We start from the raw sequence: 17,896 nt of genomic DNA on the forward strand, positions 1-17,896 counted from the left end.
TTTTTAAAATCTACTTTTAGCGAATTTAACCTTTAAGTAAATCAACCCTTGAAGTAATCGACTGCTTGGAGTGAGCCTTCCAGTAGTTAACTGATAATTTACTTTCTGAAGCAAGATACAGGAAGGAATATATTTTAAGAGAAATAGGCTTGATTGAGACTTGAACTTCTCTTGGATGGATATTCCAAGCTTTTTGATATAGGTAAATCTACCCGGACTTGTGGCTTCAGTGTTTTTTTTGCAAAATAATGTGGTGTATTGCATTGCTTACTTTTGACTAATGAAAAATTAGAGCAAAAGATTAATTGTGAGATAAAGAAGCTTCAAGAACAGCTTGGAGCTTCTGAAGAGGATATTGAAGAATTTCGTCGCCTTCTTGAACTCGCCAGAGACGAAGGTAGCAAGTCAGATTAAAAGACCAGGAGAGGGTTAAGGAAGAGGAATATCAATTGAAGTATTTGGTTAGTGCAATAGCTTTAACTTCCTCTACGAATGCTTTGATTTCTTGGATGCTCTTTCTACTTTCGGCAAAAAAAAGACCCTTGCGAAACGCTTTGGGCTTAGGTGATGGGGAAACTGTTTTCTAAGAGAGATTGGCTCAAAATCAACTACACCCCCCCCCCACACACACACAAGTTTTGTTGTTCTGTATCAAAACCATTAGATATTCCACAAGTAGTGTGTAGCACCAGGGCACAGCCATCTTGGTCTTGATTCTTGCCGTTTATAGGGTGGGTGATGTTGGGCAAATGTTGTTTTAGTGAGCAAAAGCCTTTTTGTGATGAGAAGACTGATGACTTTTGGTTGTAATAGGGACGCTATATAAGGATTCTTCTATGCCATGAGGGAGTAGGTTCTTTAAGACTGATTGTGATTTTGTACAAGTAGATACTTGTCACTTTTAAGTTATGAGTTTAGGGATAGTCTAGGAATCAGAATCTTTGAAGATGAGATTTAACTTGTGCTTTCTCCTCTCAACTGTTTTTGGCGGCAGGTTAAATATCTATGCCCAGATATTCTCCTCGCAATCCCATTATGCTTATTCAGGCTATCAACTTATCAAAAAAATGTTATTTAAGTCTCAATTGCCCTTCAGTTAGTCAAAGGCTTGCCTTAAGGCGCTTGACCCTTACAAGAAGTATAGATTTGCTTAATAGATGCCCTCTTCCTGTAGTTATTGCTTAGGTACTTTATATTTGGAAACTAAAATTACCTACGATGAAAAATAGATGCTATAAAACAAACCTGCATCTGGGAGGTGTCATGACAAATAAATTAAGAGTCCTAAATTCAGAAGACAAGCGTGATCCTTTAGATTCCTATTTTGAGTGCATTACTGCTTGTTCATGGGTTGGCGGAGAGGATGTTGAATGTGTTACACGTTGCGTCGAAGTACATCTTAAAGAAGGGGCTCAATAGTTATGTTAAAAAACCCAATATACGTAAGTGATAAAGGAGGAACTATTAATTCTTTTCGTGGAGATACGGAATTGGTTTTTCGTGTTTGTTCGAATCACCTCTCTTTTTTCTGCAGTGATTTAGATGCAGCTAGAGCTCAATTAGATAGGCTTGAAAATCGCCAAGCTTTAAATAATCCTCGCCTCTACTCAATAGTAAATGAACCTAGAAAGGCATTAAAAGAACTTGTAGAAAAAGCTGCTGCACCCTATTTAGATGAAGAGTCAGTTGCTTAGTTCTTTTTCGCTTTGCCTTTAGCATTTTATTTTTTTTACTAAATATTATTTATTATTTTCAGATTGTTGAATTCACTAAAATTAAAATTTACCCATTATTAATGATATGCATTAGTCTTAAAAGAATGATTTAATTTATAATCAATTTTTCTTAGGGAACTTTCCAATTCGTTAAGGTAGACTTTTCTGTCTAAATGGCAAAAACAACTTTACCTAAACCAGATAAAGATCAACCATGGAGGATCTGGGGATTCGTTTTTGGATTAAATCTTGTTGCTTGGGTTGGTTGGTATTTCATGCATGATGCTCCAACCAAATGGTGAATCAGCTAGGGCGAGGGTTAAGGAAGAGGAATATCAATTGAAGTATTTGGTTAGTGCAATAGCTTTAACTTCCTCTACGAATGCTTTGATTTCTTGGATGCTCTTTCTACTTTCGGCAAAAAAAAGACCCTTGCGAAACGCTCTGGGCTTAGGTGATGGGGAAACTGTTTTCTAAGAGAGATTGGCTCAAAATCAACTACACCCCCCCCCACACACACAAGTTTTGTTGTTCTGTATCAAAACCATTAGATATTCCACAAGTAGTGTGTAGCACCAGGGCACAGCCATCTTGGTCTTGATTCTTGCCGTTTATAGGGTGGGTGATGTTGGGCAAATGTTGTTTTAGTGAGCAAAAGCCTTTTTGTGATGAGAAGACTGATGACTTTTGGTTGTAATAGGTACGCTATCTAATGGAGGCCTAAGACTTAGGAGCAATAGCTCAAGATTTCTTCCATTCATTGTTCCAGTTTGCAGGGATTGCCCAGACCTCATCATTTAAATTTTCTCCTAACCATTCTTTGTATTCATGAAACAAGCAACGACGATCTGCTATGTCTTGCAGTGTTTTCATCCTTGCGACCGCATTAGTCACTGTTATATGCAAAGTATCTCTCAGCTGAGAATCTGCATCCATTAGCCACGCCTGGAGTGGGAATTCCTCCCCTAGGGTTAGCTAAGGACTACTGAATTGTAATTGGCGTAAATACTTTTTATGTGGAGATCAAGTCCTTAGCTGCTTGTAACCTGGTAAGTTCTAAAGGGTAATGGACTTTAATTTTTGACTCAAGTAACTGTCGGAGAAAACGAGGCTGTTGAATCTGCGCTACGCCGCTTTAAACGTGAAGTGGTGAAGGCGGGGATTTTTAATGAATTAAGGCGAATACGCCATCATGAAACTCCCGTAGAGAAGTACAAAAGGAAGCAACGGCTTCGCAGTAAAAGTCGTCGTCGGGGCCGTTCGCGCTAAGTGACCTTCAAATGTAGCCCCCTAATTAATTGGGTATTTATTCTCGCTTGCCTATTGGAAGCTCAGTCTAAGAATAGTAAGTACAGCTAGCACAGCTCTATTTACTATTTTTTCTACTTTTATCTAGTTTAGAGCTTTCTTGAAAACTCCTCTTATTTAAAATTTAATGATTTTTTGCATAAATAATTCATCTTTACAGACTAAACAAGAATATTTTGTGGGACCATTTAGCTATTACCGTCATATTCAAAATTTTAATTTGCCATTAGATAGTGACACAGGCAGGAAACGTAATTCTGCATTTATATATTTGACCAATAAGTCTGAGTTCAGAAATGCAATTGGAGATCTACTAAATATTGAATGGATTAAGCATCGACTTAGCTTAAATCAATTGGAGCTCTATAAAGAAGTAAGAGATCTATTTGGTATAGATATGTGCATTGTTTATGGTTAAGTTAAATAATGCAAAATCCTTAACCTATCAACAACTAGATAAGGTGCCCAGCAAACCAGAAGTCCAAGAATTAAGTAGGTCTGACTTTGATATTAAGCCTTATTTAAGGCGATCTAATATCAGAGCAAGTTGGCAGCTTTTCACAACGATTGCTCCTGTTGCAGGGCTTTGGTGGGTAGTTGCGAGAATTAATCAAGCTTCTATATCTATTTCATTCAAGGGGTTGGCAATTTTGCCGATACTAATATTATTAGCCTTGTTTTCATCTCGTGCATTTTCATTGATGCATGATTGTGGACATAGGTCATTGTTTCGCTCTCTATGGTTGAACAAAACAATGGCTTTTTTCCTGGGCGTTCTTAATGCAATTCCACAAAAGCCTTGGTCACTTGATCATGCTTTTCATCACCGGCATAATGGAAATTGGGAGATTTATCGTGGACCTATTGATGTCATCACTCTTACCGATTATCAAAAACTCTCTGAAATAAATAAGTTTTTGTATGCCTTCAGTCGACATTGGTTAATGTTATTCCCTGGAGGATTCTATTATTTAGTCATTAAACCTAGATTAACATTAATACAAGTTACATTGTCTTTTCTCTGGTCAATAATTGAAGATTTTATAGGTTGCCTATTGAAAAAAGACTTCGCCAATATTTTTGTATTTTCAGGACGCTTTCGATCAAAAAATTCAGGTTATGGTGATACATTTGTAGAGATTGCTGATCTATATGCTAATAATTTTGCTGTGATTATAATTTGGATACTTATGAGTAGATGGCTTGGTGCTGGTCTTTTTTGGAGTTGTTATTCGGTCGTAATGACGTTTTCGGCTGCGATTTTTATATGCATATTTTTTGTCCAACATAACTTCAAAGATTCATATGCTCACGGCTCATATAATTGGAGCTCTTTACTTGGAGCAGTTGAAGGTAGCAGTAATTTGGAAATTCCTCGTTGCTTGAATTGGTTCTTTGCCGATATTTCTTTTCATAGCATTCATCATTTATGTGATCGAATCCCTAATTACCATTTGAGAGCTTGTCATGAACGTAATAAGCACCTTTTGGTAAATGCGAAGATTATTACTCTTACTGAGATACCACATTGCTTTGATTACATACTTTGGGATTCTGACCTTCAAAGGCTCACTACTATAGAGAAGGCAAAAAGTTCTTGTTGATATCAATAGGACTTACTAGTACAAACACAAGCCAAGCCAACTATCTTGTAACCCTATATTCTATATAGGTCTCTCACAAGAATTGATTTTAGTAAATCTAACTCCTTAAATATGCAGAAGATGATATTATTAAAATTATTAGTATAAAATTATATCAGGTTAGAATCTAAAATATAAATAATAAATAGCTTCTATGCTCATGTAGACCTTAAGCTAGCCTGTAACAGCTTATTCATGCTCTAGCAAGGGGTAATGACTAACTTTTTACCAAATAAATCAAATAAGCCAGTTAATTGCTTTAGAGGCTTTTTGTGTAAATCTGGACTCTAAAGTGGTGATTGTTAAATTTACAAAGACCGTTTGGGTGCATTTGGATTTGGTTTTTTCTTAACACCTTGAACAAGGTCTTGGAGAGCATCCAATTGAGCGAGCAATGCCCTTATTTGGCCTGGTTCTGGGAGCAATCCATCTTCGACTAAGCCCAGATTGAGCTCCCTTAGCTCCACTCGCAGGTACCTTATGATTTGAGTTGCTGAATCCCTTTTAGAAGCACTCAAGTATTTACCTCAGTATCCAATTGATGTCATTTTAACCATTCTTTGAGCAAGTGTGGTTTATCTTTAGCAAAATGAGCAATTCTCAATCTTCAAAATAGCTATTTGCATGTTTCAATTATCTTCATGCTCTAAATTAGCTTCATTAATCTTTTAGAAGCGTTAATCTTTAATCTTGAAGAAATCCAATGGGAATGGTCCAAATGTATCAGTTTGTTTTTGCTCTTCATTATGTTGGCAACCCAGCAGGATACCTTCGCCTAATCCATATTCTATGCGTACATTGATGTCTCCAGTTTTTTGATTTGCTTTTAGAAAAACAGGTCCCTCTTCCTCTAATGGGGTAGCCAATTTCATCGATGGCCAGTTGAATTTTTTTTCCATCTCCTTTATAAGGTATAAAGCCAATTTTGAACTTGGTGCCATTATTCCAATAGTGAACCAATCAACATCTTGCATGTAGTTTGAAAGTTCATCTAATAGAATCTTTGATTGATTTTCATCTAATATTGGAGCTGAACGGAAATTTTTTAGATCTTCAATTGATTTTATTTCTGAATCAAGCATTTTTTTTCTTAGGTGGCAATATTTATTTTGATCCCTTTTTAGCGAGTAATTCACTAAATAGCGAGCTGATGAGCCAAAGTAGTAGAGAAAATTTTCTTATGTGATGGAATTTTCTGGACCAGAAGCTATTGATCAAGCGATTCAAAGTGGAGTTGACCTTGATGGCAGTCCAATTCCTGTTGAGATGCTCAATCTTTATAAAGATGTTATGGCTAAGGAAGCTGGAAGAAAAAGGAGTGGAGTCAAAAAATCAATGCGAAATCGAATTGTACGGACAGGAGCAAAACACTTCGATATGGCTATTCTGAATAAACGCCTTATTGAAGCAGGATGGGAAGGGTTAATGCCAAATGAGGTTGAATTCTTTTTTAATTGATCAAATCTTTGCTTTAGCGAACCATTCTTTTGTAGGTTATGAACCAGTTAAAAGCCTCTGAATCGAACAACTATTTTTCTTTGAAAAAAGCAAACAATGACAAAAATGTATCTATTGCAGAGGTGAAAGGACTTTCACTGACATACAAACACTCTCAGACCATTGAATCAACATTAAAAAGTTTGTTAGGGGTACGTTGGTCAATGAAGAGCCCAGTTTTTCTTTTTGATCGATGTTGGTTGAGGCTTGAGAAGATTAGTTTGGATGAATTAACAAAGAGGCTGCCAGTAGATAACTCCCATGAAGCCCCTGAATTAATTAAGTACAACGAACTGATAAGAAAAGGTTCTAATCATTTACTAGCTCTTCAAGAGTGTTGGTCCGAGTTTGGAATGGAGGACTTTCACAGGGCGCTAAGGAATTATTGGTATTGGCAAGATTTTGGAAATCATGGTTGGACCTTTAAGGTTTATTTAGAACTTGTAACTCAATACAAAGGATCTTTTAAAGATTCTTCTGTTTCAATACCTCTATTTGTATTAGGTCGAAGAAATTCTTTTGATCATCACCTTATCAAATGGATTCATACAACTAACTCATAAAGAAGAGGACTTCCTTTCTTTTTAAATAACTCTAATGGACATTATTTCTAATTCCCTAACAAAATTTCTTGATGAACGTCTTCTTAGTATTGATAAGTTAGATCAATTTTTAGATGACTTGGAAGACGAGGTTTTTGGGATTTCAAATAGAGAATTCTACCTTAAATACAAAGGAGACATTAAGGAATTTATAGATAACTCTGATGCTCTTTTAAAGGGTTCTGGTTTTGAGTATGAATTATTGACTGCATTAACGGAATATTGTCGCCAAAGAAAAATTACTCCTGATTAATTGGTAAGCATTGCTTATTCTACTGGCTTTAAATATTTGAAGGACTCATAGTTAATATAGGGATGAATTTTGTCCAACCTCCTTCCTTATATTTTTAATTCAGATGAATTTCAATTCGATTAAATGAGCTGGGATTTAAAAGACATCCCTAACCAAACAGGCAGACTAGTTTTGGTTACTGGGGCCAATAGTGGCTTAGGTTTTGAGACTTGTAAGGCCTTAATCAAAAAAAACGCTACTGTCATTTTGGGTTGCCGCTCCCTTGAAAAAGCCCAAATTGCACGCAATGAACTTTTACGAGAAAACGAAGCTCCAAAAGTTGATTTACTGGAAATAGATCTTGCGGACCTGAGGGCAGTAAATCTAGCTGCAGATCAACTACGAAGTAAATATGGCTATCTAGACATTTTAATCAATAATGCAGGAATCATGGCCCCTCCTCGCAATCTTAGTAAGCAAGGACTAGAGATTCAATTTGCAGTCAATCACTTGGCTCATATGGCATTAACTAATAAATTATTGCCATTACTTGCCAAAAGAAGTGGTGCAAGGGTTGTCACAGTCACCTCTGGGGCCCAGTACATGGGAAAGATAGCTTGGGATGATCTGCAGGGAGAAGAAAATTATGATCGATGGGCCTCCTACTCGCAAAGCAAACTTGCCAATGTGATGTTTGCATTTGAATTAGAAAATAGATTGAGAGAAACCAAAAGCCAAGTGGCCTCACTTTTAGCTCATCCAGGCTTGGCTAGAACAAATCTTCAAGCCACTTCAATTTCAGAAAGTGGATCTTGGCTAGAAGCATTTGCTTATAAGTTGTTGGATCCAATGTTTCAGACTGCACGTATGGGTGCTTTGCCACAGTTGCTTGCCGCTACAAGTCAAAATGCAAAGGGCGGAGAGCAATATGGGCCAAGATTTAACTTAAGAGGCTATCCAAAAGTGTGTCCTCTAGCACCAATTGCCTTAGAAAGCAGAGAGAGAAAAAGACTCTGGGAGGTTAGCGAGAAATTGATTAGCTTTTACTCGGTAAAGTAATTCTTAAGTTGCTTATTGTTTAAGTTTTTACCCCATGATGGAATAATCGAGAAGGAAACAAAGTTACTATCCTGCTTATGGATTTACAACAGGCATTAAAAAGTCGAAGGACAATCCATGTATTTGAAAATACAAATGTTCCTGACCAGTTAATAGAGAGAGCAATTGAGGCGGCTAATTTTGCCCCTTGTCATAGGCTTACTTTCCCTTGGCGATTTACTTGCATTAATAGAGAAAAAAGACAATTGTTAGCAAAATTGTCTTTGGAAATTAAATTTCCTTCTCTGGCAATAGATCAACCTATCGAGAAAGATACCTATGCAAAATATTTAAACCCCTCTCATTTACTTATCGCCAGTCAGGTTTTAACAGAAGATCCAAAACGTAAGAAAGAAGATTTTGCTGCTTGCGCCTGTGCAATCCAAAATCTTTTTCTTTCACTTGTTGGTGATGGAGTCGGCAGCAAATGGTCAACTGGAAAGATTGTTTCGGATGCAAGGACTTACACCATTGTTGGGATTGATCCCCTGCAAGAGGAAATTATTGGTTTTTTATGGATTGGATACGGAAAAACACCTTTAGGAATAAAGAGGCCTTCAATTACTTCAGTATTTCGGCGATGATAGAAAAAACTGACTTGAATTTCTATGTTGTTTGGTCTTAGTGAAGACACTTGGTTGTTAATTGCCTTGGCATTTCTTGCGATATCAGGGCTTCGATTCCTATGGGTCTGGTGGAGTGGGTCAATTCGTGAAAGGCAATCTGGAAAGAAAATTGAAAACCCATGGGATTGATTCTCTTGAAAACCTATTTGGACATTATTTGTCTTTTCATTAGCCACCCTTTGCCCTTTAAAGAGAATTTTCTTAATCGGGGCAATATAGTTATTGGCAATTTTAATAATCTATAAATAGACTAATCGGTTATTTGCTGATCTGCTTCCAATGGAATCAGAAGGAACAATGTCAATACAAATAGATATAGAGCTGGCAAACCTTCTTTCTTTTCTCAGGACTCATGAATAAATACTTTCAATGGCTTTTATGACTGGCATAATTGCTGCGATTTCTGCGTCTTTTTCATGGACTATTGCCTGCTTCCTTTGGCGATCGCAAACAAAATATTTTTCTCCAACTCAGATCAACCTTATAAAAACTTCGTTGGCTACATTGATTTTTCTGCCAATAATATTCTCAATTGATTGGTTGTCTGACCTGAAAGAAATAGCAGTACTTTTTTTAAGTGGCGTAATTGGAATTTCTCTTGGTGATACATTTTATATAGAAGCCCTTCATAGATTAGGTACGCGTAGAACACTTACAATTGAGGCGTTCTCTCCAGTGATTGCTAGTTTAATAGGATCACTGATTATAGGAGATACTCTTTCTAACACAGCATTATTAGGAGCATTTGTTGTTAGTTTTTCATTGGTACTAATAGCGAATGAGAGATTAAGAAAATTTGATGGCTTTTCCCCAGACTATCTTTTAAACCAACAAGGATATATCTATGCCTTTCTGTCTGTATTTTGTGCTGTTATCGCTGCAATTATTTCTAGACTTGTACTGAAAAGTTCAGACTTGTCACCACTTCAATCAACGGAGATTAGGCTTATAGGAGCATTAACAATATTAGTACCAATAGTAAGAGTTGATTCTTTATCTTTCATAAAAGAAGTTAGCATTCAAAGCAAAAGTAAACTTGTTCTTGCGACTCTTTTAGGAACAAATATAGGTATATTTCTACAGCAAGTAGTATTTAAGACATTGCCCATAGGAATAGGCTGGACCCTTTTAAGTATTTCACCTGTAATATCACTATTTTTTGCTAAATTTGAAGGCGATAATATAAATAATATAAGCATTCTATCTGCCTTTCTAGCTCTCTTAGGTGTCGTAATTGTATTACTATAAATAATTTTATTTGGTTTTTGAGTCCTTTCCTTTACTCTTTAGCTCTTTTATAATAGAAGTGAAAAGTGCACAGAAAAGAAATATTGCTAACCCACCATAAAAAACTCTTTCGATTATAAGCAAAATAGGGATGCCTACCTGAGTTGAAGGGTCAAATAGAAAATGCATTTTAATTACTTCAATTAGTTCTTTTTGAGATTTATCGAGAATGTCCGTGCCGACGACTTTTATTTCGAAGCCCCTGCTTTCGCTTGTATTTTTCTACTGGGGTTTCGTGATGGCGTATGCGCCTTAACTCATTAAAGATCCCTACCTTCACTACTTCACGTTTAAACCGACTGATTGCTGATTCTACAGCCTCATTTCCTCCAATTGTTAGTTTTGTCAAAAATTCATTGCTTTAATCGTATAAACAAACAGGGTGTCAGCTGGAAATTACTAGAGTTATTGACTTTGAACGATATTTAGCGGAATAGAGACTCTTTTATGTCTCCTATGTAAATAATAAATGAATGCTCTAGCTTTATTTTACATGACTCTTTCCCCAGCTTTTATCTATTTAAATGGATCCTCAGATTCTTTTTAATAGCTCTAAAGAAAATATTATTTACTTCTTTTATGTTGAAAAATTTGGCATTGACTCCAGATTGTAAAAATTCATAATGTTTCGTTCGACTTTGATTTTTTTGGTTATAAATTGGTTATAAAAGATTGTTGCTTTTAGACTTTAAAGAAATATATTTATCTTAAACTAATAAGAGTTTCCTTGGGATTTCAATATCTATTGTTTTTTTATTAATTAAAAATTTCTCATTAGGAATCTGTTGTATATGAGTTGAAATTCTCCTAAATACTTTACTTAATTCCATGTCGACTTCTTATGTGATTATTGAATTCTCAAGAAAAAATACTTTGATTTGAACTATAATAATAGATTAACTTCTTGCTTTATGCCAATTTATAGCCTGTAAACCTTTTAGATGTTTGATGCTTCTTTCCAGTTCAAATAACTGATATAGGAAATTATCTAAATAGGCTTTAAAGGTAAATTTACTAAGTTTCTAAAGGATTATTAGAGAAAAGAGCTATTGAGCTTTTAGAGAATCTTAATGTTGATTGAGTTTAAGCTCCAAGCGAAATTGAAGCTTACTTGCTTAAATGAGGTAATTATTCATTGACTTATGACAACTTTTCGAGACAGGTTAAACGCTCATTTGCCTATTACACTTCAATTCCTAAGCACTGCCTCACTTGTGGTCATAGCTTTGAGTTCAATTTGCGGGTCACAGTCTCTTAAAAAGCTTGTAGGCAATCATCATGTCAGTGGCTCGCATCAAATGCATACGATTCAAATGAATAAGAGTCGGTAGGGCTTTGTTCTTGCTTTTCAATTAACCAATAAAAAGCCCCCTGTGCAGACTCAGGGGGAGGGTAGGCAGTTCAAGCTGCTTATACCTGCTATAGCCATGGTGACAATTGATACACAGCAGGAATAAATACTTAATCAGGCAGGATCAGTCACTTATGAAAAGTGTTCTGATTTCGCCGTTCCTTCCGGATCAATTATCAGAACTGGGGTTGTGCCCCACACACAGCTTTCCATTTATGCTTGTTTAGGCAATGCTTAAGGCCCTGAGCGATTAATTTTAAGGTTTTTTACGTCTGTTCTTTGGAGGAAGAATCGTTGTTCAAGACAAATAGTCGTCAAACCACCAATTTTTTTATAGCTTGAAACGATGAGGTCATTAGCAACCCACAATCACAAGGTGGGGGGGACAACTTTTTGCCTCGATGAAAAGATCTTTACATTTTTGTGGACAGCCTAAATAATTCTTTCTCACAGCGACAGAACCTCAAAAGTGTTCTGCTTTCAGGTCTTAATGGTAAGGCCGCGGCAGTAAAAAAAGAGGATGTGCCTAGTCAATTAGATGTCAGAAATGTTGTGCCTGCAAAATGTTTCACTCGACATACGGTGATATCACTTGCTTATTTATTTCAATCTTTGGTTATTCAAGTCGTAATTATTTTAGTTGGTTTGGTTATTCCGCTTACATATTCAATGATTCCAGTGTGGATTCTCTATGCCGTAGTTTCTGGGACCTCTGCGATGGGCTTTTGGGTTATTGCTCATGAATGTGGGCATGGCGCATTTTCGGATAATAGAAGGCTTCAAACAATAGTTGGATATGTATTGCACTCTTTTCTTTTAGTCCCTTACTTCTCTTGGCAGCGTTCTCATGCTATTCATCATAGATTTACCAATCACATAACAGATGGTGAGACGCACGTCCCATTAGTAATTGGGGGTAATGGAATCACTGAAAAACCTGGTGGTGAAAAGGAGGTAGAAGCGAGAAGAACTTTTGGCAAGGCTCAATATGGTGTACTTCAACTTGTAATGCACCTTTTGTTTGGTTGGCCTGCTTACTTGTTAGCGGGGAAAACAGGTGGACCTCGATATGGGACTTCGAATCACTTCTGGCCGCGGGCACCTTTTTCTAGGAAGTTATGGCCCACAATTTGGGCTAAAAAAGTGTGGCTTTCAGACTTTGGAGTTGTCTTCGTTATTTTGGTACTTTTTCTTTGGGCTTCTAAGGCGGGTATAGCTTCACTTATTACGCTTTATATAGGTCCTTTATTGGTAGTGAATGTATGGTTGGTTATATATACATGGCTTCATCATACTGATACAGATGTTCCACATCTTTCTGGAACTGATTTCTCTTTTATGCGAGGTGCATTTTTGTCAATTGACCGTCCCTATGGAAGACTCTTAGATTTCTTGCACCATAGGATTGGATCAACACATGTTATACATCATATAGCACCTACTATTCCTCATTATTACGCAAGAAAAGCTACTCTAGAAATAAAGAAAGCGTTCCCTAAGGTTTATCTTTATAACTCTACACCTATTCATAAAGCACTTTGGAATATTGCCTCTAATTGTACTGCGGTTAAGAAAGAAGAAGGAACTGCCAGATATTTTTGGCTAAGGCCTTAAAAACGGTTAAAGGAAAATAACACAATTAGTTTTAAGATGAAATGATAAGAAGATAAGGTTAATTAAATAAATTTAAGAACAGTTACTTATCCAGTTTGAATTAAATACGAAGATAAAAATTTTTATGTAGAGAATAAAATGGAATTTAGATCAGAAATTTAACCTATAGACGCTATAAGAATCGAAATGCAAGGCTAATTGTTTAGGATTTAAGAGGGTGAATACCTATCCCTGAGAGAGTTGACCTAAAAAGTAAGAACCACTAGGTTTTCTCTTTTGGCAAAGGGTGCGTCGTGTTAGGGGCAACTAGCTTTTCTCCATAAGTTTGTTGCCCCAGCTGGCGTAACTAATAAGCCTTAAAAGTAATGATGGACTACTTGAAAGCAACCTCAGCGCATTTATAGCCTGAAGTTCTTCGATCTTGACCTTCATCAACTATTAGTTTAAGAGCACAGTCACAATATTCTTCTATAGATTCTTTAGATACGCCTTCTATATTTGGGTTCTGCTGCGCACTAGAGATACATTCCTTGAGTTGATCTTGTGGATATGCCATGCCGGTTGGCAGGTATGAAAAAACGACCAACAGGAAAATTGCTAGAAATCTCATATTGAAAAATTCATTACTTGTTAATATTATCAAAACTCCAAGAAATTAGCATTGATATAAATATCATTTAAAAAGCGGTTGTTATAAAAACTAATTAACTAGTAGATTACATAATATAAGTATGAAGGCTTTGTAATAGTAAATCATAATTATTTGATTAAGTATAGGCTATGAGCCTATACTTATTGGGAACTAAAAATCTACGAAAAATTAAAAAATAGTAAATATCAGCAATCGATTTATGTACTCAGAACTGTATTATTATAATCTTTGATATTCCAAGAAGCTATAAAAATATCTGTTGTTTTTATGTTTTTGTTCATGAAGCCATCTTCACTCAAGGTAGGTTAAGCTTTTCTTTTGATTGTTGATACTTCTATTTCAAATACTTTAATCCACATTTATTCGCTGAATTTCTCATGTCATTCCCATCATCAATGATTGATTGCAAAGTGCAGTCACAGTAGTTTTTTATTGAATCTTCTGGTATCCCTAGGATTATAGGATTTTGTTTTGATCCAAGGATACACTCTTGGAGTTTTTCATGAGGGTATGCGTTAACTAAGTTAGGGACGAAGAGAAGAAAAAATAAAAAGGAAGTAATTAAGAATTTCATTATTAAATGGAATCGAATGTTTTTAAGGAATAAAAAGAATAGTAGTATTAAAAGACTTTTAAAAGGAATATTAAAATCATAAAATAGCCTATAAATAAATAAGTAGTATCTTTTGTAAGAAGATTTATACTAAGTATTAAGAAGATATTAAAGATTATAAAATTGAAGCTTCTCATAGATTTTGTTTAATGATTTCATTTATGATGCTTTATCTCAAATATTGGTAATTAATGCACAATCAAAAAAATACTCCAATTTGAATATAGAAGGGAAAACTGATCGTAAAATTGGTTTGGGTTTTAACCATTTTATAAATAATATAAAAAAGAATTGATCGTAAATATTCAATTCTTCATTCTCAATTGAATGATAATTATAACTTTTCCTTGGCGCAAGGTAATCTTGAATCTTGGTTAGAGGAACACTTGCCTAATACAAGGTTAATTGTTCAACCTAAAATCAAATAATTGGAATTATTTCATACTATAATAAGGCTAGTCTTCGCAGAGTTGTTTCCAATTATAACGAAGATACAATTGATTTACTTGAACGTATTCAGAATTTACCTAAAAGTCTTTCTCTTAAAAAAGATATTCAAGTTCGTGGAGTGATTTATTCACATAATCTTTCAGTTGATGAGGAGCCAATTTATAATGAAATCCCTTTTCATGAAATCAATACGCCTGGAGTTGATTTAGCTTTTTGCGGGTTTCAAATAATCAAAGCGGAACTTAATTACTTAGGATATTTAAAAGTGCTTAAATGTTTTGGATTTGATATTCCTGATACAGAATTTACACATATCACAAGTGCTGTCTATACATATAAGTATCTGTGGAAGAAGTCAATGATCTTTGATAGCCATCCTACAGATGGCTTAGTTGTAAAGACCAACTCAGAAAAATTACAAAAACAATTAGGCGATTCTTTTAATTCACCAAAATGGATGTATGTCATCAATTCAATTATTAGTGGTTACTTATATGCTATATTTATATGTTTTGTTGGATAAATTAATGCTTAGTATATCTCCTGCCACACTTATTTGATAAATAGAAATAAGTAAAATACATTGAAAAACCATTAGAAAGATTAGAATTATTGCTTTTAATAGAGAGGCAGTAAAAACCGGCATGCGATATGCTTCACACTTCGACATAAAATGCGTTACAGTTCTTCATGTGAGCCTTGTAGGCCCTCTCCAATTTTCTTAACCTCATTATGAGTTTCATTCAATGAACAATCCTTTTGAAATAAAAAATGTCGAGCCTGAAAAGGTTGTTGCTGAGCGAATTAATGGTTGGGCAGCAATGATGGGCTTCTGGGCTGTAATTGGTGCATACCTAACTACAGGCCAGATAATTCCAGGTTTTGTTTAAGGAAAAAAACTAATGACAACTTCTTCATCCGTAGTTACAGAAGCAGGTGGACGTCAGAATGTGTATGCAGCTGAACCGCATACATATATAGACCCAGACTATAAAAGTTATGCCCATGAATCTGAACTAGCTAATGCTCGTTGGGCAATGATTGGTTTTGTTGCTGCTGTTGGCGCATATGCAACAACAGGACAATTCATACCAGGTGTTTTTTAATTTAATTTTCTATGAAGCTCTTACAAATCCTGTCGAAATTATTTCCTAATTATTCGAAGGAAGCAGAGCAAAGTAATGGACGTTTAGCAATGATTGGACTCTTTGCTCTAATCCATAACTATGCCTTAACTGGCTGGGTAATACCTGGCATTTTCTAAACCATTATTCTTTTTATTCACATGAACAAAAACGCAGAGCTACAAAATGGTCGTTTGGCAATGATCGGTTTTGATATTGCTTTAATTACCTATATTTTTACGGGACAAATTATACCTGGTGTTTTCTAGCCAGATAATAAAAGGCCTTTGATAAAAACAAAACTTCAGGGGCCTTAAAATCTCTTTTGTCTCAAAATAGAACTTAATCCTTTCTAATCTCTAAAATAATTTCTAGAAACATCAACAGAATCATAAAAACAACGCAATTTTATTGAGATCTATGCATTTTGGCAAAGTTCAATTTAACTCAACTCTCCTAATGGAGATTGCGCTTTTTGGATCAATTGTTTTTCTGAACTTTGTCCTCATGCTTTTTGCTTATTTATATTGGACAAATTCAGGCTTCCATTCTTTGTTAACAGGTAGAATTTTGTAGAATAAAAAACCAGCTGTTAAATTAACTTTTTTGATTTATAAGTAGTTTGGATTACTTTTGAAAATCTTTATTCTGTGAAATGTAAAAATCAGCAACATTATTCAGCATTTTAATGACCACTTCATTCGAACACTTAGTCCTTTCCTGAAGCCTCATACAAGCTTCTTTGATATTGATGAAAGCATCTTCACAGATTTCATTCAATTGATCTTCTGTTTGGCTGAAGCTTTCCATTTAATTTTTCTGACTACCTGTATATATAAGAAGTAAGACCCCATTCCTGTGCTTTGTGTCACATCATCGACACCTGTGATTATTAATACCATGATTTAACTCTCGAAGCTGGGGCCTAGGAGTAATTATTTTCATTTAGATTCGAGAGCTAGAAAGGCAAAATCAGACTATCTCCGCTATCTCTAGATGACTTGCCTCTTTGACATGCGTGATCCAAACATGGAAGAAAAGCTAAAAGGTATAGAGAATGAACTTAAACTGGCAGAGACTGCCAGGTCCATCTCTGGAGAAATATGTAAATGGACAGGTTTGCTGACTGCAAGCTTTGGGACGATTGTTGCCTTAGCTATTACATTTGAAACGGCTGACAAGAAAGCTTTGTTATCAGTTGCTGCTTGCTTAGGGGGGGGGCTTCCTCTTGCAGTAATAGGAGGTAACGCAACCAACAATAAAAAAACAGCCAAAGCGTCTTTAGTTCAAGCAAAATTGGCAAAACTTAGTTATTTCGACCCTGGTTGCGATACTGTTGGCTAAGAGCGTATGAGCTTCATGAAAGGCAATGTCTAAGCAGGTTTGGCAAGCTAAAGATGGAGAACTATTCAACTCTGAAGAAGAGTGTCTACTCCATGAACGTGCATGTCTCTTTTTGAATGATATGAATCACAGTGAATATGTCCGAAATGAGAAACGATGGGGCATGCAAAAAGATTTTAGTAGACGTTTTCTTGAAGGGTTTCAGAGCAAGTCTGACTTCTGGAAGTATTCAGATAGTTTCAGAACATTAGCCGATATTTTGGATGGCAAGAGATTGGACTTACCCCGAAATAATCCGCCTTCCTAAGCTAAGCCTTTTAAAAACATATTCCGTAGACCTTAAATTAGTAATTTTACTTTTCTCTATACAATACTTTCGTTTATCAAAACAATAGGGGATACTAAGTCTGCTTTCACTGCTGGGTGGAATTCCGGAGATAGAAAAAAAACTTTTACTTGTACAGAATGAAGCCTTTGAATTCTGAGGATTTAAAACCCTTTATGCTGCGCCCACTTAAAAGTTAGAAATGCCTTTATTTTACTTTAAGAATTTGAAAAATACAGTTACTGTCTACCTTATCAGTGTCAACTGAACCTTTTGCTTATTGCTCCTATTCTTTCAATTGTTAAAAAGGCATATCCCAGGAGTTTTTATGCATTTCGCTGTCACGATTGTGGAAAGAGAATTTGGCATTGAGCGCGTCTATAGATCTCCAGACGGTTTAAAACAAACGATCCCA

General features: G+C 35.6%; 27 protein-coding genes. 22 read left to right on the forward strand and 5 right to left on the reverse strand.

Annotated features, from left to right (window positions below):
* The first annotated feature begins 273 nt into the window (after nucleotides 1-273).
* The 4 genes from SOI82_RS00830 to SOI82_RS00845 all read left to right on the forward strand — a co-directional run bounded on the left by SOI82_RS00830 (nucleotide 274) and on the right by SOI82_RS00845 (nucleotide 2,017).
* Entirely contained in the window at nucleotides 274-414 is a 141-nt protein-coding gene (locus SOI82_RS00830) for a hypothetical protein (protein WP_320667511.1), read from the forward strand.
* A gap of 849 nt (nucleotides 415-1,263) precedes the next feature.
* Nucleotides 1,264-1,419: a hypothetical protein gene (locus SOI82_RS00835; RefSeq protein ID WP_320667512.1), complete on the forward strand. Its 156-nt coding sequence runs from the start codon at nucleotides 1,264-1,266 to the stop codon at nucleotides 1,417-1,419.
* 2 nt (nucleotides 1,420-1,421) lie between these two features.
* Nucleotides 1,422-1,694 carry a hypothetical protein gene (locus SOI82_RS00840; protein ID WP_320667513.1) on the forward strand — a complete coding sequence of 91 codons (273 nt, stop codon included), beginning with the start codon at nucleotides 1,422-1,424 and terminating at the stop codon, nucleotides 1,692-1,694.
* Between the two features lie 194 nt (nucleotides 1,695-1,888).
* The gene (locus SOI82_RS00845) at nucleotides 1,889-2,017 is read left to right on the forward strand and encodes a hypothetical protein (protein WP_320667514.1); all 129 of its coding nucleotides are present in this window, start codon (nucleotides 1,889-1,891) and stop codon (nucleotides 2,015-2,017) included.
* Between the two features lie 439 nt (nucleotides 2,018-2,456).
* On the opposite strand, the gene SOI82_RS00850 is transcribed toward SOI82_RS00845, so the two are convergent.
* Nucleotides 2,457-2,651, reverse strand: coding sequence for a hypothetical protein (locus tag SOI82_RS00850; protein ID WP_320667515.1), 195 nt, complete (start codon nucleotides 2,649-2,651; stop codon nucleotides 2,457-2,459).
* 144 nt (nucleotides 2,652-2,795) lie between these two features.
* On the opposite strand from SOI82_RS00850, the gene rpsU (SOI82_RS00855) reads away from it, so the two are divergent.
* The 3 genes from rpsU (SOI82_RS00855) to SOI82_RS00865 all read left to right on the forward strand — a co-directional run bounded on the left by rpsU (SOI82_RS00855) (nucleotide 2,796) and on the right by SOI82_RS00865 (nucleotide 4,627).
* Nucleotides 2,796-2,984, forward strand: a complete 189-nt coding sequence (rpsU, locus tag SOI82_RS00855; RefSeq protein WP_320667516.1) for a 30S ribosomal protein S21 — start codon at nucleotides 2,796-2,798, stop codon at nucleotides 2,982-2,984.
* Nucleotides 2,985-3,201: 217 nt separating this feature from the next.
* Nucleotides 3,202-3,441 carry a hypothetical protein gene (locus SOI82_RS00860; RefSeq protein WP_320667517.1) on the forward strand — a complete coding sequence of 80 codons (240 nt, stop codon included), beginning with the start codon at nucleotides 3,202-3,204 and terminating at the stop codon, nucleotides 3,439-3,441.
* Nucleotides 3,434-4,627, forward strand: a complete 1,194-nt coding sequence (locus SOI82_RS00865; RefSeq protein WP_320667518.1) for a fatty acid desaturase — start codon at nucleotides 3,434-3,436, stop codon at nucleotides 4,625-4,627. The genes SOI82_RS00860 and SOI82_RS00865 overlap by 8 nt, the downstream gene beginning before the upstream one ends.
* Nucleotides 4,628-4,974: 347 nt before the next feature.
* On the opposite strand, the gene SOI82_RS00870 is transcribed toward SOI82_RS00865, so the two are convergent.
* Both SOI82_RS00870 and SOI82_RS00875 read right to left on the reverse strand, forming a co-directional pair.
* Nucleotides 4,975-5,133, reverse strand: a complete 159-nt coding sequence (locus SOI82_RS00870; protein ID WP_320667519.1) for a hypothetical protein — start codon at nucleotides 5,131-5,133, stop codon at nucleotides 4,975-4,977.
* Between the two features lie 210 nt (nucleotides 5,134-5,343).
* Entirely contained in the window at nucleotides 5,344-5,748 is a 405-nt protein-coding gene (locus tag SOI82_RS00875; protein ID WP_320667520.1) for a DUF1824 family protein, read from the reverse strand.
* 103 nt (nucleotides 5,749-5,851) lie between these two features.
* Here SOI82_RS00875 and SOI82_RS00880 point away from each other — a divergent pair, with 103 nt between their 5' ends.
* From SOI82_RS00880 to SOI82_RS00910, 7 genes are all read left to right on the forward strand, one after another.
* The gene (locus tag SOI82_RS00880) at nucleotides 5,852-6,124 is read left to right on the forward strand and encodes a DUF4090 family protein (RefSeq protein ID WP_320667521.1); all 273 of its coding nucleotides are present in this window, start codon (nucleotides 5,852-5,854) and stop codon (nucleotides 6,122-6,124) included.
* Nucleotides 6,125-6,162: 38 nt separating this feature from the next.
* Nucleotides 6,163-6,726, forward strand: a complete 564-nt coding sequence (locus SOI82_RS00885; protein ID WP_320667522.1) for a hypothetical protein — start codon at nucleotides 6,163-6,165, stop codon at nucleotides 6,724-6,726.
* A gap of 34 nt (nucleotides 6,727-6,760) precedes the next feature.
* Nucleotides 6,761-7,018 (forward strand): hypothetical protein, encoded by a 258-nt coding sequence (locus tag SOI82_RS00890; RefSeq protein ID WP_320667523.1) that lies wholly within the window; start codon nucleotides 6,761-6,763, stop codon nucleotides 7,016-7,018.
* 123 nt (nucleotides 7,019-7,141) lie between these two features.
* On the forward strand, nucleotides 7,142-8,056 hold the full coding sequence (locus SOI82_RS00895) for an oxidoreductase (RefSeq protein WP_320667524.1): 915 nt from the start codon (nucleotides 7,142-7,144) through the stop codon (nucleotides 8,054-8,056).
* Between the two features lie 77 nt (nucleotides 8,057-8,133).
* Nucleotides 8,134-8,679, forward strand: coding sequence for a nitroreductase (locus SOI82_RS00900; RefSeq protein WP_320667525.1), 546 nt, complete (start codon nucleotides 8,134-8,136; stop codon nucleotides 8,677-8,679).
* Between the two features lie 24 nt (nucleotides 8,680-8,703).
* Nucleotides 8,704-8,850 (forward strand): hypothetical protein, encoded by a 147-nt coding sequence (locus SOI82_RS00905; RefSeq protein ID WP_320667526.1) that lies wholly within the window; start codon nucleotides 8,704-8,706, stop codon nucleotides 8,848-8,850.
* Between the two features lie 249 nt (nucleotides 8,851-9,099).
* Nucleotides 9,100-9,969, forward strand: coding sequence for a DMT family transporter (locus tag SOI82_RS00910; protein WP_320667527.1), 870 nt, complete (start codon nucleotides 9,100-9,102; stop codon nucleotides 9,967-9,969).
* Between the two features lie 199 nt (nucleotides 9,970-10,168).
* Here SOI82_RS00910 and rpsU (SOI82_RS00915) read toward each other — a convergent pair whose 3' ends face one another.
* The gene (gene rpsU, locus SOI82_RS00915) at nucleotides 10,169-10,357 is read right to left on the reverse strand and encodes a 30S ribosomal protein S21 (RefSeq protein WP_320667528.1); all 189 of its coding nucleotides are present in this window, start codon (nucleotides 10,355-10,357) and stop codon (nucleotides 10,169-10,171) included.
* 1,425 nt (nucleotides 10,358-11,782) lie between these two features.
* Between rpsU (SOI82_RS00915) and SOI82_RS00920 the strand changes: the two genes are divergently transcribed.
* Entirely contained in the window at nucleotides 11,783-12,973 is a 1,191-nt protein-coding gene (locus SOI82_RS00920; RefSeq protein WP_320667529.1) for a fatty acid desaturase, read from the forward strand.
* A gap of 373 nt (nucleotides 12,974-13,346) precedes the next feature.
* Here SOI82_RS00920 and SOI82_RS00925 read toward each other — a convergent pair whose 3' ends face one another.
* Entirely contained in the window at nucleotides 13,347-13,583 is a 237-nt protein-coding gene (locus SOI82_RS00925; RefSeq protein ID WP_320667530.1) for a hypothetical protein, read from the reverse strand.
* Nucleotides 13,584-14,806: 1,223 nt separating this feature from the next.
* Between SOI82_RS00925 and SOI82_RS00930 the strand changes: the two genes are divergently transcribed.
* The 7 genes from SOI82_RS00930 (at nucleotide 14,807) to SOI82_RS00960 (ending at nucleotide 17,463) form a co-directional block, all read left to right on the forward strand.
* On the forward strand, nucleotides 14,807-15,211 hold the full coding sequence (locus tag SOI82_RS00930) for a hypothetical protein (RefSeq protein ID WP_320667531.1): 405 nt from the start codon (nucleotides 14,807-14,809) through the stop codon (nucleotides 15,209-15,211).
* 223 nt (nucleotides 15,212-15,434) lie between these two features.
* On the forward strand, nucleotides 15,435-15,578 hold the full coding sequence (locus SOI82_RS00935; protein ID WP_320667532.1) for a high light inducible protein: 144 nt from the start codon (nucleotides 15,435-15,437) through the stop codon (nucleotides 15,576-15,578).
* 12 nt (nucleotides 15,579-15,590) lie between these two features.
* Nucleotides 15,591-15,794: a chlorophyll a/b-binding protein gene (locus tag SOI82_RS00940; RefSeq protein ID WP_320667533.1), complete on the forward strand. Its 204-nt coding sequence runs from the start codon at nucleotides 15,591-15,593 to the stop codon at nucleotides 15,792-15,794.
* A gap of 11 nt (nucleotides 15,795-15,805) precedes the next feature.
* The gene (locus SOI82_RS00945) at nucleotides 15,806-15,952 is read left to right on the forward strand and encodes a chlorophyll a/b-binding protein (RefSeq protein ID WP_320667534.1); all 147 of its coding nucleotides are present in this window, start codon (nucleotides 15,806-15,808) and stop codon (nucleotides 15,950-15,952) included.
* A 21-nt stretch (nucleotides 15,953-15,973) separates the two neighbouring features.
* Complete coding sequence (locus SOI82_RS00950; RefSeq protein WP_320667535.1) at nucleotides 15,974-16,081, forward strand: chlorophyll a/b-binding protein; 108 nt, start codon at nucleotides 15,974-15,976, stop codon at nucleotides 16,079-16,081.
* 745 nt (nucleotides 16,082-16,826) lie between these two features.
* Nucleotides 16,827-17,156: a hypothetical protein gene (locus SOI82_RS00955; RefSeq protein WP_320667536.1), complete on the forward strand. Its 330-nt coding sequence runs from the start codon at nucleotides 16,827-16,829 to the stop codon at nucleotides 17,154-17,156.
* 25 nt (nucleotides 17,157-17,181) lie between these two features.
* Entirely contained in the window at nucleotides 17,182-17,463 is a 282-nt protein-coding gene (locus tag SOI82_RS00960) for a hypothetical protein (protein WP_320667537.1), read from the forward strand.
* Nucleotides 17,464-17,896: the final 433 nt, after the last annotated feature.

Origin of the sequence: Prochlorococcus sp. MIT 1307 (assembly GCF_034092395.1) — a bacterium.
Lineage (GTDB): Bacteria > Cyanobacteriota > Cyanobacteriia > PCC-6307 > Cyanobiaceae > AG-363-K07.